The 17,095-nt window shown below is 49.9% G+C and carries 12 protein-coding genes; 3 read left to right on the top strand and 9 right to left on the bottom strand.

The window, feature by feature from the left end:
* Positions 1 to 2,330, top strand: a 2,330-nt coding sequence (locus tag AAF564_19420) for a response regulator (protein MEM8487731.1), incomplete at its 5' end; no start/stop codon positions are given.
* A 128-nt stretch (positions 2,331 to 2,458) separates the two neighbouring features.
* Here AAF564_19420 and AAF564_19415 read toward each other — a convergent pair.
* Positions 2,459 to 4,066 carry an ATP-binding protein gene (locus AAF564_19415; protein MEM8487730.1) on the bottom strand — a complete coding sequence of 536 codons (1,608 nt, stop codon included), beginning with the start codon at positions 4,064 to 4,066 and terminating at the stop codon, positions 2,459 to 2,461.
* A gap of 82 nt (positions 4,067 to 4,148) precedes the next feature.
* On the bottom strand, positions 4,149 to 5,420 hold the full coding sequence (locus AAF564_19410) for a glycosyltransferase (protein ID MEM8487729.1): 1,272 nt from the start codon (positions 5,418 to 5,420) through the stop codon (positions 4,149 to 4,151).
* 217 nt (positions 5,421 to 5,637) lie between these two features.
* Here AAF564_19410 and AAF564_19405 point away from each other — a divergent pair, with 217 nt between their 5' ends.
* Both AAF564_19405 and AAF564_19400 read left to right on the top strand, forming a co-directional pair.
* Positions 5,638 to 6,258, top strand: coding sequence for a hypothetical protein (locus AAF564_19405; GenBank protein MEM8487728.1), 621 nt, complete (start codon positions 5,638 to 5,640; stop codon positions 6,256 to 6,258).
* 3 nt (positions 6,259 to 6,261) lie between these two features.
* Positions 6,262 to 7,068 carry an alpha/beta hydrolase gene (locus AAF564_19400; protein MEM8487727.1) on the top strand — a complete coding sequence of 269 codons (807 nt, stop codon included), beginning with the start codon at positions 6,262 to 6,264 and terminating at the stop codon, positions 7,066 to 7,068.
* 3 nt (positions 7,069 to 7,071) lie between these two features.
* On the opposite strand, the gene AAF564_19395 is transcribed toward AAF564_19400, so the two are convergent.
* The 7 genes from AAF564_19395 to AAF564_19365 form a co-directional block, all read right to left on the bottom strand.
* Complete coding sequence (locus tag AAF564_19395; GenBank protein MEM8487726.1) at positions 7,072 to 8,634, bottom strand: ATP-binding protein; 1,563 nt, start codon at positions 8,632 to 8,634, stop codon at positions 7,072 to 7,074.
* Positions 8,635 to 8,757: 123 nt separating this feature from the next.
* Entirely contained in the window at positions 8,758 to 9,252 is a 495-nt protein-coding gene (locus AAF564_19390; GenBank protein ID MEM8487725.1) for a peptidylprolyl isomerase, read from the bottom strand.
* A gap of 90 nt (positions 9,253 to 9,342) precedes the next feature.
* The gene (locus AAF564_19385; protein MEM8487724.1) at positions 9,343 to 10,404 is read right to left on the bottom strand and encodes an aminopeptidase P family protein; all 1,062 of its coding nucleotides are present in this window, start codon (positions 10,402 to 10,404) and stop codon (positions 9,343 to 9,345) included.
* Between the two features lie 12 nt (positions 10,405 to 10,416).
* Entirely contained in the window at positions 10,417 to 11,925 is a 1,509-nt protein-coding gene (gene guaB / locus AAF564_19380; GenBank protein MEM8487723.1) for an IMP dehydrogenase, read from the bottom strand.
* Positions 11,926 to 11,944: 19 nt separating this feature from the next.
* Positions 11,945 to 12,784, bottom strand: coding sequence for a pseudouridine synthase (locus tag AAF564_19375; GenBank protein MEM8487722.1), 840 nt, complete (start codon positions 12,782 to 12,784; stop codon positions 11,945 to 11,947).
* Positions 12,785 to 13,066: 282 nt separating this feature from the next.
* Entirely contained in the window at positions 13,067 to 15,703 is a 2,637-nt protein-coding gene (locus tag AAF564_19370; protein MEM8487721.1) for an AsmA-like C-terminal region-containing protein, read from the bottom strand.
* Between the two features lie 13 nt (positions 15,704 to 15,716).
* Positions 15,717 to 16,970: a VCBS repeat-containing protein gene (locus AAF564_19365; GenBank protein MEM8487720.1), complete on the bottom strand. Its 1,254-nt coding sequence runs from the start codon at positions 16,968 to 16,970 to the stop codon at positions 15,717 to 15,719.
* Between the last annotated feature and the right edge of the window lie 125 nt (positions 16,971 to 17,095).

The raw sequence follows: 17,095 nt of genomic DNA, 5'->3' as shown, positions 1-17,095 counted from the left end.
GGCTGGATACGCCTACCTATCTAGTAACAGGTAACAAGCACGTCAAATCATACGACCGGGCAAACGGATTCATTGGCCAGGAATGCAATACGCAAGCCAGCTTTCGTGATCGGGATGACTACTTATGGTTTGGTACAGTAAAAGGTGCAGCACGATACGACAAATCCCTTGACGGTCGTACAGCGCCGCTGCCCATTCACATCATAGGCCTTAATTTATTCTATGAAAAACCAGAATGGCAGACGTACGCTGATAGCCTTTCCGCCTGGACTGGGTTACCGCAAAATCTGACCCTGAGCCATGACGAAAATCACCTGACGTTTTTGTTTGCTGCACCAGGTTTCCTGGCACCTTCAAAAACGCGATACAAATACAAATTAGAGGGATTTGACGCTGCCTGGTCGCCTGCAGAGCCGCAGCGACAGGCGGCATATGCAAACCTCCCCCCCGGCGTCTATACATTCAAAGTGCTTGCCAGTAACGGCGACAATCAGTGGACACGGGTGCCGGCTTCGTTTACGTTTGAAATTACGATGCCCGTTTGGCAGAAACGATGGTTTCATGCACTTGTTGTATCGCTGGTGTTACTGCTTATTGTTCTGATTGTGCGGATGAGAACGCGGACATTTGAGCAGCAACAGCGTATTCTCGAGGAAAAGGTAAGCCTGCGCACCAAGGCGCTGCAAAAGATGAATGATGAGCTGGAGCTCACCAATAAAGACTTGCTGGATGCACGAGAAGCAGCCCTGCTTGCTGCAAAAACGAAGAGCGAATTCCTGGCGAACATGAGTCATGAGATTCGCACGCCGATGAATGGCATCATTGGCTTTACAAGTTTGCTGCTGGACTCTCAACAAAGCAAGGAAAACCAGGAGTATCTGGAAATTATCAGATCAAGTGGCGAGTCCCTGTTGACGATTATCAACGACATTCTGGACTTCTCCAAAATCGAAGCAGAGAAAGTTACCATTGAAGCGCAGCCTTTCCCGATGCACAGTTGCATTGAGGAAGCCATTGACTTACTTACAACCAAAGCGTTTGACAAAGGTCTTGAACTTACCCATTACATTGACCCCGATGTACCTGCCTCTGTAATTGGTGACGTAACGCGATTGCGCCAGATCTTGGTTAACTTGCTATCGAATGCCGTAAAGTTCTCCGAAACGGGAGAGATAGCCGTGCTCACAGCATTGAAAGAGCGCGATGCACAAACCTGCTTGCTTCATATACAAGTAAAAGATCAAGGGATCGGAATTCCAGCAGATCGACTTGATATGCTTTTTGAGTCGTTTGAGCAGGTTGATGCGTCCACAACGAGGAAATACGGTGGCACCGGGTTGGGATTAGCGATTAGCAAAGGCCTCTGTGAGCTGATGGGAGGCACTATGTGGGTTAAGAGCACCGCCGGCGAGGGGTCCACATTCCACTTTACAATCGCACTGGGCATCGATGCTACCGTTACGGCACCCAAGCCCGCACCAGCACTTGTAACGGCCTGTAGCGGCAAACATGCGCTCGTAGTTGAGAACATGGAGACGAACCGGAAGTTGATGCAGTTGCGCCTCGAAGCAATAGGCATGCGCGTAACCACAGCGGTCTCAGCGCAGGCAGCACTGGATCTGATCGCTTTACAATCAGACTTTGATGTTTTTCTGATTGATACGCACATGCCGAGCATGAGCGGCAATGCGTTAGCTGGAGTGCTTGCGGGGCACGCGATCTATCACGAAAAGCCCCGCATTGCACTTGCCTCTATTCGTCAGAATGTCAATACCAAAAATGGCAAGCGATGGATGGCGACCCTGAACAAACCACTCAAGCAAGCTGCCTTATCTCGCGCCTTAAACGCTGTTTTTGTAGTCAACGCTGCCGATCAGGCCGATCACAAACCACAGCTGATGGACACCTCTTTTGCTGAAGCGTTTCCGTTGCAAATCCTCGTTGCGGAAGACAATGTGGTTAATCAAAAGGTCATCGCCAGGATCCTTGGCCGGCTTGGCTACCGGATTGATATGGCGAGCAATGGATCCGAAGTACTGCAAGCACTAAATATGCGCACCTACGATCTTGTGCTGATGGACTTACACATGCCTGAAATGGATGGCCTGACGGCTACGCGGCAGATTATGGCAAGATGGAGCGAAGAAGATCGACCTATGGTCGTGGCCATGACGGCTGCTGTGCTCGAAGAGGACCAGTTACGCTGCCGTGAAGCCGGCATGGAAGCGTTTGTTAGTAAGCCTGTACAGTTGGAAAAGCTAATGGAAGTCCTGCGTATTATAAAACCGATCACGCAGCAGGACAATAGTGACATGCAATTGCCTGCATAACTTGCTGGGTGGCCTTTACCAGATAAGTGCCTCGTCAGATAAGCCTTTCAATGGATGCTTTTCTTTCTAATTCTCGTGTTGGGGCTTCTGTTTTTTCGCGGACCAGCGTGCGCTTTATACGATTATAATCAGGTAGCCGGCGTGCCGTTTGGCAGGAAAATAATGAAGGTTGACCCTGTGCCTAACTCGCTTTCTACCTCAATCGTGCCCCCCAGGGCTTCTACCAGTTCTTTTGTAAGGGCAAGCCCAAGTCCACTGCCTTCATAGCTTCGCGCATATCCTGAGCTTTCCTGCTCAAAAGGGGTGTAGAGGTGCGGGAGATAGGCCGGGTCGATGCCGATGCCTGTATCAGAAACTTCCAGATGAATAGCGCCTGGCAGGGTCGCAACTTTTACCGTTATTTCGCCTTCCTGCGTAAACTTCACAGCATTCTCGAGTAAACATCGGAGTATCGTTGCAAGGAACGACTTATCGGTCTGCACGGGTAGAAAAGCCGGGGCTTCGAGGGTGCATGTTAGCTGGGGTACATCAAACGTACGCAACAGGTTGGCGCCTAGTTTGGTAAGATCAAAAGAGCCATAGTGTAATTCGAAATTTTTGCTCTGTACCTGGGCGTAAAGCAAAACCTTATCAAGGGTTGACAACAACCGCTCCCCGCCTGCACGGATCATATTGATATAATCCAGTTGCTCTTCATCAAGCTCGTCTTGCAAGATTTCGGTGCAACTCATAATGGCTGAGATTGGCGTGCGTATCTCATGGCTCATGTTGCTCAGGAGCGCATCTTTGAGGCGTAAATGTCGCTCCGCTTGCTCTCTGGCTTCCCGTTCCGCATCAACGCGGTAGCTGTCAGTTACGTCCGTAATAACACCGGCCAATCCTTCTCGCCCATCAAGCTGGTGTCTCACCCGTACTTCAAGCCACCGCATGGTTCCATCTTTAGCGAGGAAATGGGTTGAATAGGTGGCCTGTGAGTCAGCATGCGCACGCAGTGCACTCATCGGTGCACCATAAATGGTGTCTCTTGGCAAAAAATCGCTGATCGGGCGGCCAATGGTAACTGCCGGATCTGCGTCCAATACGTAGGACCATGCAGGATTTACAAACGTAATTTGACCTTGTCGGTTGAGCTTGAATACAACGTCGTGAATCCCGTCGACAACGCTTCTGTAGCGCGCTTCACTTTCTCTGAGCACTGTTTGTAGCTCATGCTGGGTACGTAACTCAAGCCGTAGCGCCACTTCCGTCATGGCAATGGAGGCCAAGTCCTGTACCGTTTCAATTGTTTGGGAAGTCCAGGTTTGCGGTTCAAATCCTAGCAGACATAGCGTACCAAGGGTTTGGTTGGCAGGTGTTTGTAGTGGGATGCCCAGATAAGACAGCACGCCAAAATCTTCAATTGATTGTACCTGGTTTACCAGGTCATGGGTACGCGTATCTTCAACAATCAGCGGTTGTTTTGTTGCTACTGCATGCTGGCAGAAAGAGTGTGACAGCGGTGTTGTGCGAATGGCTGATAATTCGTCTGGTAAACCTGCTGTGCTTTTAAAGAATTGCCGTTCGTTTGTAACAAGAGAAACCAGGGATACGGGCGCATTGGTTAAGCGCGTTGCAAGCGTGGTTAAGCGGTCAAATGCAACTTCCGGCGGGCTATCCACAAGCTCTGTGCGCTCTAATGCTTTGAGGCGCTCAGCGTCAGCGAGGGCTTTTTTGAGATGCTTGAGGTAAGGATTCATCGAATGTCAGCCATTATTCATACAAGGTCTTTCTTGAGAAATCGGCTGAGAAAGATGAAAAATAAAACGTTTCCTAGCCTGGTTATGTCTTCAGTGCTTCACGCAGAAGATCTGCCAGCGCGCCGGCTAACAGCCGTCTGTTGTATTGGGCCACAAAAGCCTCTCCCGGCCGCTTCAATACGCTCTCTTTCCATTGCGCATAAATGAGCCTGATTTGTGCTTCAATCGCTTCTACATCCTCTGGCGGGGCAATGAAGGCTGCTTTGCACTTTGACAGCGCATGTCGCGCCGCACCTTCTGGTACAAGGCCAAGAATGGGCTTCTGCGCACCAAAATACTCGAATAGTTTGCTGGTCGATATTTGCTCCTGGCCGGGCCCGCTACCGACGGTCATCCACAATACATCAGCCCGTTTGAGATGCGCAATGGCTATGTCATGGTCAACATAGCCATGAAGTACTACATGATTGTGGAGTCCGAAACGTTCCACGAGTGCTTCCATGTCGTGTGGGACAAGTCCCGCAAAATGCGCTTTTACGCTGGTTTCAGGATTTTCGCGAACCACCCGGGATAAAGCTTCCAGGAAATAATCTGGCTTCTGGCGATCGTAGAACACACCGCTATAGAGAAAGTGCAGGGTTTCCGGAGCAGCGTTTGGAATTGAAGGAGCTGTTTCAAAATCCTCAGGATCGAAGCCTTGATCGATTACGCTGACGATATTAGCGCGATTTGGATGCCGGCCCCTGATTGCATCCGCTATCCTCCCATTTACAGTGATAATTGAACTGGCAGCATTAAAAACACTGGATTCCAACCGTTTATGTGCTTTTTGATGGAGTATTGTAGGATAGTGGTGGCGCGGGTTTTCCAGCCAGTCATCCCTTAGATCGAGCACAAAGGGGATGTTACACTGTTTTGATACGCGCCGGGCAATGAGGCCACAGGTATAAGGCGGGGCTGTTGCCAGTATCCCATCAAATGGTTTTTCTTTATGGAGCTGGAGGGCCTTTTTTACAGCTATTCTGTACCACCCAATTTTATTGTCTGGCACAAAAAGCAACTGGCTCAACCCGGAAAGCCGCTTGCGCGATGCCTCTTTGGGGAGCTCAATGGTACGTTGTTTCCTGAAAAAACGGGTTGGATCAAAAGCTTGCGTGCGATGGATGTTTATTTCAGGTTGATCGAGATCACGCATGAGGGCTTCGTCAAACGCAAAGTAGCCTCCGGGTGCTACTGTAAGCACTGTTGTGCGCCATCCATATGCCGGCAAGTACTTAACAAACTTGGTAATGCGTTGCACCCCACTCAGCCCCATGGGCGGGAAATAGTATGCAATAACCAGCAGATGCTTCATATAAACTGCTTCATGTAAGAAATGGCAGCAACACGCAGCTTCATTGCGTGCTTTCAGCGCCTGACGCCGTTAAAATACGCGTTCTGGTAGAAGAATATTGAACATCAGGCATTGTCGCATTACTTTAAACGAGAACTTTTGAATAAAGCACGCTGGTTACAAGACCCCACAAGGATTGCAGCCACCCAAAGGAAACCACCCCAAAGGAAACCAGCACATGGAGAACATTGGCACTATAGTACTTGCAACAGGTGCCCTCGGCACCGCAGCTTTTGGCATTGTTGAGGCACTCAAATGGACGCGCATCGGGTTTATGGGATTCGGACAGATCCGCGAAACGCTTGGCCCCATTTGGCATACGTTTAAACACGCCTACGGCGCTGACTTTGAGCACGTGCTGCGAGGCCAGTACAAAGGAGATCTTGACGCCCTCGTACGCACGCTGCGGCAGGGTGCTCGCATAGGGCTCACCGAAGAGAATGCGGGCGAAATTTCGACCTGGCTCGGTTTGAAGCACACTGAGCAGTTACAAGCTGTGGCAGCAAAACTTGAAGCTTCTGAACCCATTACAGACAAGGACCGCAATATACTCGGTCGGTTTGAACTTGCCGTTGATGCACGGATAGATGCAGCAATGATGCTTGCTGAAAACCATTATTCGGGGAAACTGCGTGTTGTGGCATCCTGTGCAGCGCTACTTATTGCAGCCGGCGTTGGCTATTATCTGGACATGATGTTTCTGGCGGTCATCGTTGGCCTTGCAGCGGTGCCCTTTGCACCTATAGCAAAAGACCTCTCCTCTGCCCTGCAGGCGGCAGTTTCAGCATTACGGGGTTGATCGATGGTATTTGAACTTGATTTCAGGAGCGCAAATGTGAGCGGTGCTGTTGTACCTGGCCAATTACGACGGGGCCGTATCGACCAGTTACAGCGCGCACGCGAAATTGTCTTTCTTGTGCATGGTTTCAACCTGGATCGGGCAGAAGGCCGCATTGCAATGGATAACCTGGCGCGCAAGCTCCCCCGTATGCGTGATGCGGCGCTTGTGTCTGTATTATGGGCCGGCGACCACTGGTCTGGCGCTATCAGTTACTCCTTTGAAGGGCGCGATGCAGACGATACAGGGTTTTATCTGGCACGCTTCATTTCCGATCATTTACACCGCAACACGAAAATCTCTTTTGCAACGCATAGTCTGGGTGCACGCGTTGCCCTCGAAGCCATCAATCGAGTTGGCCGGCTCGGTTATTTTGCTGATCAGGTGTGCATGATGGCAGCAGCTGTGGATGACTATTCCCTGGCGGTGCCAAATGGCTACAAGGCAGCCATGCAGCGCTGTAACCGGGTAACAGTTCTGGCTTCGCGGAAAGACAGTGTCCTCAAGTACGCGTATCCCGCCGGCGATTTGCTGCAGTCCTTTGTGTTTTGGCGCGACGAAGACTTTGGCAGTGCACTTGGCTACCATGGTCCGCGTGCTCGCCGGCAGTATGCCGTCCCAAGGAACGTCGCCCATACCCAGATTCGCGATGCCAGAAATGCTGGGCACGGCGACTACATCCCTGACAGCCCGCCTACACAAAACCAGGAATCAGCAACTTCGTTTTGCGACCAGGTCTTGTCTGGCGAAAGGCTCCCTCTGTACCGATAAGGATTAGCTGACGTTGCGAATGCCGCGGTAAGGAAGTGTTATAATAAACGTTGTGCCTTCCCCTTCAGTGCTTTCAAACCGCAATTCACCGGCGTGGCGTTGCGTAATAATGTCATGCGCCAGCGACAGCCCCAACCCGGTTCTTCGAGTTGTCGTGAAGAAAGGCTCAAAGATCTTCTCTCTATTCTCCTGAGAGACACCGATACCATTATCCTTGATCTGGATTTCAACTCCAGACGCTACCGGCTGCGTTGTGACTTCTACCACAGGTGAATAGCTTCCCTGGGCGTCTTTGGCTTTTAGTTCAACTGCGTCAAACGCATTCGACATGAGATTCAATACAACCTGTCCCACTTCTTTTGGGGCTATCTCCAGTTCAGCATCTTCAACTGAAAGGTCTTTTTTGATTTCAATATCAAGCTGTGGCGCTTTTGCCTGAATGTTTAAGCGCGACAGATGCACATATTTTTCCACAAGTGCGTGGATGTTGGTAGATTGTACTGATCGCTGTTTGATGGATGTATGGTCGAGCATCTGGGCAAGGATTTGATTTGCCCGGTCGCCATGGTTATGGATTTTGGTGGCGTTAATTTTCAGGTTGTCGACAAGCTCATTGATGTCTTCAGCCTGTATATCTGACATACTTGCCCGCAAAGGCGCCAGCTCCTCTTTGAGTTCGTCTGCCTGCTCTGCAATCAATTCTGAAAAATTGTTGACAAAGTTGAGCGGATTTTTGATTTCATGAGCAATGCCGGCAGTTACCCGCCCCATCGCTGCATCCTTCTGAACGCGTACAAGCTGATCCTGCGTTTCACTCAGCTTTTTATACGACCCTTGTAAAGAAGCGTGTGCACCTTCAAGCTGTTGTTTTAATTCTTCAGCGCGTTTACGAGCTAAAAACTGCTGATACCTGCTTGTATACAGGAGTCCGCTGATACCTGTATAGATAATGGTAATAATGCCTACAAATACATAAGATGTTTTGGGCATTCTAAGATGAGGTACCCCAACAATTACAGGCAGGTAAGATGAGGCGAGTAGGAATATAGCAATGATGAGCAGGCCAAAGAGAAAGGTCTGCCAGCCTCTGTAGGGCATGGTACCAACGGCACAAGAAAGGAAAAGCACCAAAAACATGGTGGTATACCCCTGGCCGATAATCAGGTCATCAAGCATGCTCGAAATGCAGAAGACAATGACCATGGCAACCATAAGCACGCGTCCATACTTTGGTCCGTTTTCTGTGCGGGCCAGCACAAAACACGCGATACTCAGAAAAAGCATGACAAGCTTATCCCAAACAACAACTGTAGTTTCAGGGTCGATTCCCCGGTAACTCCATGCGATGGTTGCGTTGACGAAAAAAGATTTTGCGGCTACAAAGGCAATAACGCCGAACATGCCCAGCAAGCCAGTTACAATCATGCCTTGCCTGGAAATGTGGAGGATTTCTTTATAGAAATCAGGATCTTTTTCGTAAGACTCAAAGCCCAGAAAAGCGACCCATGCTGGCGTTTTTATACCTTGAAAGCCCATTCTTATCAGCGGTGCAGTAGGTAACATCATACACTAATTTTCTGAACAAAAAAAGGTAGCTGCGCGCAAATCGTGCAACTACCTTTTTATACAATATTATTTAACAACAAGGCTCAAATCAAAAAATAAAGAGCCCGTATCAAGCCTGCCGGGCTAGGCCGCTGATGGCTTCAAAGTCACTTCCACCTTGCTCATTGCATCGCCCTGCTTGACCGAATCAACAACATCTTGTCCCTGGACCACTTTGCCAAATACAGTGTGCCGGCCATTGAGGTGCGGCTGCGGTCCATGGGTGATAAAGAATTGGCTTCCGTTCGTATTCGGGCCGGCATTTGCCATTGAAATGACGCCACGTTCATGGGTTAGCGGGTTGCCAATCGTTTCGTCGACAAAACGGTATCCGGGGCCGCCACTACCGATACCGGTAGGATCGCCGCCCTGGATCATAAAGTTTGGAATAACGCGGTGAAACGTAAGTCCATCGTAGAACCCTTCGCCGGCAAGAAATACAAAGTTATTTACCGTCTTCGGTGCATGCTCAGCATACAACTCCAATTCAATCACACCGCTGTCTGTATGCATAACAACATGATAGACGCCTTTTTCGTCGATCTGCATGGCAGGAGGTGCATTCCACTGTTTGCTCATAATTACCTGGTAAAATGATCTGTATGATGCGTAATTTACAGGAAGTGCCAACCCCGCAAACCTGTATTTTGTTCTTTGTTTACTTAATTACTACAGGATAAGTAGTGATTTGGGGGTGTGCCCGAGCACTTCGCATCCATCGGGTTTAAGTACAACCATATCCTCGATCCGCACACCCAATTCACCTGGTATATAAACACCCGGCTCAATCGTGATCACCATATTTTCGGCCAGTGGATCGTCTACTTGCCACGAAACACGGGGCCATTCATGTATATCGAGGCCTACGCCGTGACCAAGGCTGTGGTTAAAGTAACTTCCATATCCAGCTTCCTCTATGATGCCTCTTGCAACACTATCAAGGGTTTTGGTTGTCATTTGGCTACTTGCTGCATCCAGCGCATTTTGTTGCGCAGTTTTAACTACATGATAAACTTCGCGCGCTTTCTCTGAAGGGTTGCCGATAGCAACGGTCCGTGTCATGTCCGAGGCATACCCATTGTAGAAGCACCCAAAGTCGAGAACAACCAGGTCACCTAACTGAAGCTTTCGGTCCGATGGGCGCGCATGCGGCAACGCGCCATTGGGTCCCGAAGCAACAATCGGGTCAAATGACATTTTGGTTGCACCCCGTTGCAAGTGCTGATACGTTATTTCAGCAGCAATCTCCCTTTCTGTAGTGCCAGGTTTGAGAACAGACAGTATTTCCTCGAAAACAGCATCAGTGATTTCTTGAGCTTTCCGGATGAAGTTAATTTCAGCAGGCGACTTTACCGCCATTTGTGCTTCAAGCAGTCGTGACTTGGGTAACCAATTGCGTTCCCCCAACCGTTTAAGTAATTGCGCATGTTGTGCAATTGAGACGTGCTCTGCTTGCAAAATCACTTCGCCATCTGGCATACAACCTGATGTATTAAGGCTGTCGATCAGTTGTCCCGGTGCAATGTGAACGGTGGCACCAGTTACCTCTTCCCTGCTTTGGGTGGTATAGCGAGCATCTGTAAATAAATGGGCTTCATCCAACGTGACTAGCAATAGGCCATTGGACCCGGTAAATCCACATCCCCAACGGATGCATGTGAGCGCACTCAAGAGGACCCCTGCAGCATCTTCTGCCGTAATTAAAGCCTGAATTTTTTTAATGTTATTCATGCAATAACGGTTTTATGATTTAGAGCTGTAGTTGGGCGCCTCCTTGGTGATAAATACATCATGAGGGTGGCTTTCTTTCAGTCCGGAGGCAGTTATCTGGATTAACTGGGCTTTTTCATACATCTGATCGAGTGAGGCACATCCACAGTACCCCATTGCTGCACGCAAGCCACCAACCATTTGATAGATCACTTCACTCAGCATGCCACCATAAGGAACGCGGCCTTCAATGCCTTCCGGTACGAGCTTCTTGATGTCGTCTTCCGCATCCTGGAAATACCGATCTTTACTGCCGGCCTGCATCGCACTCATCGAGCCCATGCCGCGGTAAGATTTGTACTTTCGCCCTTCATACAGAATGGTTTCACCTGGGCTCTCCTCTACCCTGGCAAACAATCCCCCGATCATGACACAATTGGCTCCTGCAGCAATTGCCTTGGGGATATCACCCGTCTGTTTAATACCGCCGTCTGCGATAACAGCAACACCGCTAGCGCGGGCTACACTGGCACAGTCCATAATAGCCGTTAACTGGGGCACGCCAACGCCGGCAACCACACGCGTTGTACAAATAGAACCAGGACCAATGCCCACCTTGATGGCATCAGCGCCGGCGCTAATCAGTGCCTGTGCACCTTCAGCGGTCGCAACATTGCCGGCAACCACATCCAATTCAGGATATGCTGATTTCACCTCACGAACAACGTTCAACACGCCGGCAGAATGGCCATGCGCCGTGTCGACAATTACAAAGTCAACTTCAGCGTCGCGCAGCGCCTTAACGCGTTCCAGGCTGTCTGCTGTTACGCCCACAGCTGCGCCGACGCGCAGGCGTCCATGCTCATCTTTGCAGGCATTCGGATACATCCGTTTCTTCTCGATGTCTTTGAAGGTAATCAGCCCTTGTAAACGGCCGGTCTCATCAATTACCGGAAGCTTTTCGATTTTGTATTGCTGCAGCGTTTGCTCAGCCTCTTCAAGCGTTGTGCCTTCTGGCGCTGTAACGAGGTGTTCTCGCGTCATCACGTCCTTGAGCAAAGTAGACGCGTCCAGTACAAAGCGAAGGTCTCGGTTTGTAGCAATACCAACCAGTTTGTTATCTGCATCCACGATCGGGATACCACCAATTGAATAGCGTGCCATTTGAGCACGTGCAGCGCTAACCGTGTCTTCGGGATGCAGGGTAATCGGATCGAGGATCATGCCGCTCTCTGACCGCTTTACGCGACGAACCTGGGCAGCTTGCTGCTCGATAGTCATGTTTTTATGCAAAACACCAACACCGCCTTCCCTGGCAATAGCGATCGCCATACCAGACTCCGTCACCGTGTCCATTGCAGCTGAAAGTAGAGGGATATTAAGCCGGATGCGCTGGGTCAGCATGGCCCCGGTGTTTACATCACGGGGCATAACCTCGGAATGTCCGGGTACGAGCAACACATCGTCATAGGTAAGTCCAAACCCACGAATTTTGCCGCCTTTCCCGGCGCCATTGGTGTGGTTATATAATCCTGTTTCCATGTATTTTCAGTGGTAGTATTTACTTGAGTTTTACGATGCGTCGCAGCTTCCTGATCTCTGTGCTTGAGAGCCGGCGCCATCGGCCAACCCGCAACCCTTCTGTCGTCATCCCCGCATACCGAACACGTTCAAGCCGTTTCACATTGTGGCCAATGGCCTCTATCATTTTCCGTATGTGCCTATTCTTTCCTTCATGCAGGCTCACACCCAGTTCATCATGTCTTGGTGGGTTTGAATAAGCAACTTCATCCATCGAGTACAATTCACCATCTACCATCACCCCCTCCTGTAGCTGGGCAAGTTCGTTTGGCTTTACAGACTCTTTGGTTTTCACCCAGTACAGCTTCTGTATTTCAAAACTTGGATGCATGAGCCTGTGCGCAAGCTCTCCATCATTGGTAAGGAGCAATACACCGGTTGTGTTTCTATCCAGCCGACCAACGGGAAAGAGTCCCTTCTTCTTTAGCCCAGGATCTTCAATCAGATCAAGGACAATGCGGCGTGTGTTTTCGCGCTCAGCCTCATCTTTATTGGTGGTGATCACGTCACGTGGCTTGTTGAGCAAAATATAGTCACAATCTAGCGGCGTAATCCGGCTTCCATTTACCTCAACCACATCCCCTGGGCTAACCTTTACCCCCATTTCGGTCACCAGCTTGTCATTCACCTTCACCTTGCCCTCTTTGATCAGTTCATCAGCTTTGCGGCGGGCACAAATGCCAGCCTGGGCAATGTACTTATTCAGGCGGATCGGTTCATCCGTGGTCGGCCGGGGTTTGCTTTGGTTCTTTTTATTTTGCCGGCCTGGGCCACCATGGCCCTTCCTGCGCTGTCCAGATTTATTGCGGTGCTGCTTCACGCTGCTGGTGGTAAGTGCTTTCAACTAGCGGTTATGAAAAAGGCACAGCAATTTATGTTGCCGTGCCCTGGTCGGAATTTACGCCAAACCGTAGGTATAGGGTCATCCCAGTAAAAATTCAGAAATTGATCCTTAAACCACATTGTCTAAGAAAGTTCAGGTGATCTCAAAAAAGCTGGTCCCATCCACAAAACTGTATCCGAGTGGCCCACAAGATAAGAAAATCCTGCTTTTGTTTTCACCTACAGCAGCACTTATTGTTATCTCAATGCCCGCTGAATATCAGTTCTTTTTCTTCTTGCGCCCCAGTAGACCTTTAAGCCGGTCTTTAAGGACTTCGCCGCCCTTTTCTTTGAGGCTATCAAGATCTGTTGAGATTGCGCTACTATCAACAACGCCACTGAGTAGTTTTTTTGCTTCCTCAGCCGCCTTTTCTTCGAGTAACCGCTTCTGCTCGGCGAGTTCAGCCTCAGCCTTCATTTTGGCCGCACTTTCCAGGGAGTCCAGTCTCGCCTGGGCTTCCGAACGGGCACCATCCGCTAGTGCTGATGCACGGGCGTCAAGACGGGAACGCAGCAACTCATTATCAAGACTCAACTCGGGGGAGGCAAAGGAGCCGCCAGCATCGAAGTCGAGGGTGATACGGTTGGTGGCAGGATCAACAAGTGCAACTTGGGCCAGTTGCGACAGGGGCTGAAGCGCTTGCTGCAAAGGTGCATTGGACAGCGTCTCCTGCGCTGAAGCAGGCAACTCGACGCGCAACTGGTAATCTATCGAACCGTCAAAGCCTTGTGATCCGTTTACGCCAAAATTGAATGCGCCGGCGCCAAAATTTAGTGCCTGCACGTGCATTTTCTCTCCTGAGATATTGAACTTGTGTGTCCAGGCGCCTACATCAAGATCGGTTAAGGCCTGCAGCCCTGTCAGGCTGGCGAGTTTTTCCTGGATCGGCATACCTTTCAATGCACCGCCCGTTGCACCAAACGTACCTTCTGCAAAGAGCGATTCAAGCTGCGGATTCAGGTCCTGATCCATCTTCAATCCAATAGAAGCTTCGCTGTCAAAGAAACCATCGAGAAAGGAGCCCAGGCGTGCAATCTGATCTAGCTGATTAAATGCTGTAAAGAAGCGAGAGGCACGTACCTGGTTCAACCCCAGTGTACCATCAAAAACAGGTGCCAGTGGATCCGAAAGATCAAATGAACCCGCAGCCTGCAGGATACCATCAAGAAATCCTGCGCTTGCCCCCTCGAATGTGATGACGCCGTCGACAAGGCCAAGCTTGCCCCCTGCGTCTGACAAAGAAAGACCGCCGTACGCGACTTCTTCTACGTTAAACGCCACGTCTGCTATCACGCCGGGCAGCTCAATGGGGCCTGCCGCTGTCGTATCATCCGACAATTGTTCAGAAATATCGAGATACCTACTGTTTAGCGTACCTGTGATCACGGGGGCTGGTACACCTTCTGACGGGTCGGCCAAAAAGGAAGTATAATTTTGCAGCGCACCGGTAAACGTAAAATCACTTTTACCAGATGTTAGCGAAACAGCTTGCGCCGATAACGTATTACCTGCTAAAACGAGCTGCCCATTGAGATCAGATACCGGTTGTTGAAGGGCAGTACTGTTGTACTGTATGGCTTCAAGGAGAACTTGTCCTGACGCATTCATTTCTGCTGGTTTAGCAACAGCACCTTGCAGCGAAGCATCTATATCCAGCTTGCCAGCAAGCTGGGTATTTTCTTCAAGGGGATAAAACTGCTGTAAACTTTCAAGATCAGCTTGCAGCTTGCCGGCCATGTTCACAACAGGATTTGCGTACTGCTGCAAGCTTCCGGATAAGTTTAGCAGGGCGCCCGCAGCTATAGCTGAAAGCGTTCGGATTTGGAGCGACTCAAGATCCGCTACCGCATCGAGATTTATTTGCTGTATTGCTGCGGGCAAACCAGGGTATTGCAAGCTGCCATCTGCAATTCGAATGGCGATATTGGTTTCCGGCAACTCCGTTTCAGACAAAACCCCATTCATGCTTGCTTCAACGGCTACAGCACCAGTGCCTCGCAACCCGGCAATGTCTTTAACGAGTGCTGCCGGCATGAGTGACCATATCCCTTCAATGGTGGCATTTGGCGCGTCCACTTCCAGGTCTATGCCGATTGCTTCTTTGTCCCAGTCCTGAATATCACCTTGCAGATCGAGCTCCAATGCGTCGATTTGTAAAGCCGTGTTTGCAAGCGTAACCCAACTACTATCCAAATTGGCTGTTGCATCAACATTCGCCACAACAGGCCAGCCATCCGCATAGGTGATCCCCCCTGTTTCAAAATAGAATGAGGCGATCGACACATCACCAGTGACCGCGGCAAGGTCACGCAACGCAGCCGACAGTGTTGTCTCCATACCCTCAATCACGAGCAAGGTCCCATCTGCGTGACTGTAAGCAATTTGCCCATCCACAATATTGAAAGACGCGATAGCGATTTCTTTAACAACACCGGCCTCTTCCTCTCCTTCACTAGCAAAGGCCGGCAAATTACTGGTACCGTCCTCATAGTATTCTACTAAAACGCGTGGTTTCTCGAGTTCAAGTGCTGTGATGTGGACCTTGCTTTGCAATAACGGCAATATGGGTAGTTTAATCCAAAGCGCATCCAGGCTGGCCAGATCGGGTTGCGGCTCATTGTCTCTCGCCGGGGTATGCACTGCAACCTCAGTTGCGCCGACCGTTATGTTCGGGAATGACCGCAACAAACGGAGCTCGAAGCCTCCTATACTTACATCTCGCGCCAGAGCTGACTCCATGGCCGGCTCAACCATGGCCCGGAGCCGCTCATCTGTGAGATACAGCTTTAGTCCAACGAAGAGCAAAATCAGTAGCCCTGCCAATACTCCAGCAGTTATCAATAGCAGCTTGCGCACGCGTGCTTTCCTTTTAATTTTTCGGATCAGGATGCGCCACAGGCTGGGCAGCTGCCCATACCTCCTGGCTTACAAGTTCTGTTGTGTGGGTATAAACAGATATTCCTTTTTTGTTGGCGACGACAAAATCTGGCAGCATGTCATTGTTGTAATCATCTACAACCAACTGTGTGCCAACGCCCGTCAAATCATCAATAAAATAAGGGACAAAATTAACCCCTCCCCCCTCTTCTCGTGTTGTCTTGAACCAATACGTAACAGGAGGTTGCTTCCCACCTGGATCTTTACCCATGTGGGCCCAAAAGCGTTTTCCCGTAAGCAAATCTTTTACACCGTCGCCGTCTAGATCAACGAGGGCCAGCGCGTGGAGTCCCGAAAAGGCTACGCCATATGCATTATCGGCCGGCTTGCGGCCCATTATCACATGGCGCTTGAATACTTCATCACCCAAATTCTCATGCCACAGAAAGCCCCAGGCATGCGCGGTATCTGCGGTGACGACATCCTGGTCACCATCTGCATCAAAATCATAAGCGTACATTTGTGAGCCACCAGCTGCAAAATCATAAGGATGATAAAGCCACAGCGAATCACCATCCGCTTGTTCATACCACCCTTTTGCTTCAAGCAAGTCATGCCGGCCATCTCCATTCACATCGCCATATCCCAGACCATGCGTGTATTTTGTCAGGCCACGATCTTCCGATATAGGTACAAACTGCCATGGTTGCTCAGGCGCTGACCAGTCCGGGGCTGCATACCCATATCGGCCATCATGAATAAGAATCAGTTCTGGCAGGCCATCTCCTGTTATGTCGCCGAAGGTGGGTGACTCATTGGACACTTCGTTAAATACGATATGGCGTTCCCACATTTCAGTGGTTGATCCCGGATTTCTATACCAGGAGGCCTCTTCACCGGGAAAACCAATTACCAAAATGTCATTTTGACTGTCTCCGTCAAAATCATGCACAAAAGAGAAGAAACAGGCAGAATACCCTTCGATCGAATGTGCCTGTGGTTCATAAAAACTATGACGATTTTCAAATGCGGGGCCTTCATACCAGAAGGGGCCTGCAACGATATCTTTTTGGCCATCTCCGGACACATCACCAAACGTTGCCCCTTCGCAATAAAAGTCGTTGTCCAGTCGATTTAACTCGAACCTGTGTAATACATAGTCATCACTTTGCGTTGGGCGCGGAAAGACGGCCAATAACACAGGGATAAGTAAGAGTAACAGTACGATACCAAGGCGACGCATCATAACGCTTTCCTTTTGATGGGTAAATGCATCATCAAAGTACGTTTCGTACAGCTTTCAGTAAAGAGGCGCAACAAAGTTGGGAAGCCGGCACTAGTCAGCGGCTGTTTTGGCAGCAGGCGCGAAAT

The organism is Bacteroidota bacterium (assembly GCA_039111535.1).
Classification (GTDB): domain Bacteria; phylum Bacteroidota; class Rhodothermia; order Rhodothermales; family JAHQVL01; genus JBCCIM01.
This window is presented reverse-complemented; position numbering and strand designations above follow the sequence as displayed.

Excerpts from the sequence above, each read along its gene's own strand:
- AAF564_19415 (MEM8487730.1), bottom strand. The coding sequence starts at position 4,066 with ATGAATCCTTACCTCAAGCATCTCAAAAAAGCCCTCGCTGACGCTGAG.
- AAF564_19410 (MEM8487729.1), bottom strand. The coding sequence starts at position 5,420 with ATGAAGCATCTGCTGGTTATTGCATACTATTTCCCGCCCATGGGGCTG.
- AAF564_19405 (MEM8487728.1), top strand. The coding sequence starts at position 5,638 with ATGGAGAACATTGGCACTATAGTACTTGCAACAGGTGCCCTCGGCACC.
- AAF564_19400 (MEM8487727.1), top strand. The coding sequence starts at position 6,262 with ATGGTATTTGAACTTGATTTCAGGAGCGCAAATGTGAGCGGTGCTGTT.
- AAF564_19395 (MEM8487726.1), bottom strand. The coding sequence starts at position 8,634 with ATGATGTTACCTACTGCACCGCTGATAAGAATGGGCTTTCAAGGTATA.
- AAF564_19390 (MEM8487725.1), bottom strand. The coding sequence starts at position 9,252 with ATGAGCAAACAGTGGAATGCACCTCCTGCCATGCAGATCGACGAAAAA.
- AAF564_19385 (MEM8487724.1), bottom strand. The coding sequence starts at position 10,404 with ATGAATAACATTAAAAAAATTCAGGCTTTAATTACGGCAGAAGATGCT.
- guaB (MEM8487723.1), bottom strand. The coding sequence starts at position 11,925 with ATGGAAACAGGATTATATAACCACACCAATGGCGCCGGGAAAGGCGGC.
- AAF564_19365 (MEM8487720.1), bottom strand. The coding sequence starts at position 16,970 with ATGATGCGTCGCCTTGGTATCGTACTGTTACTCTTACTTATCCCTGTG.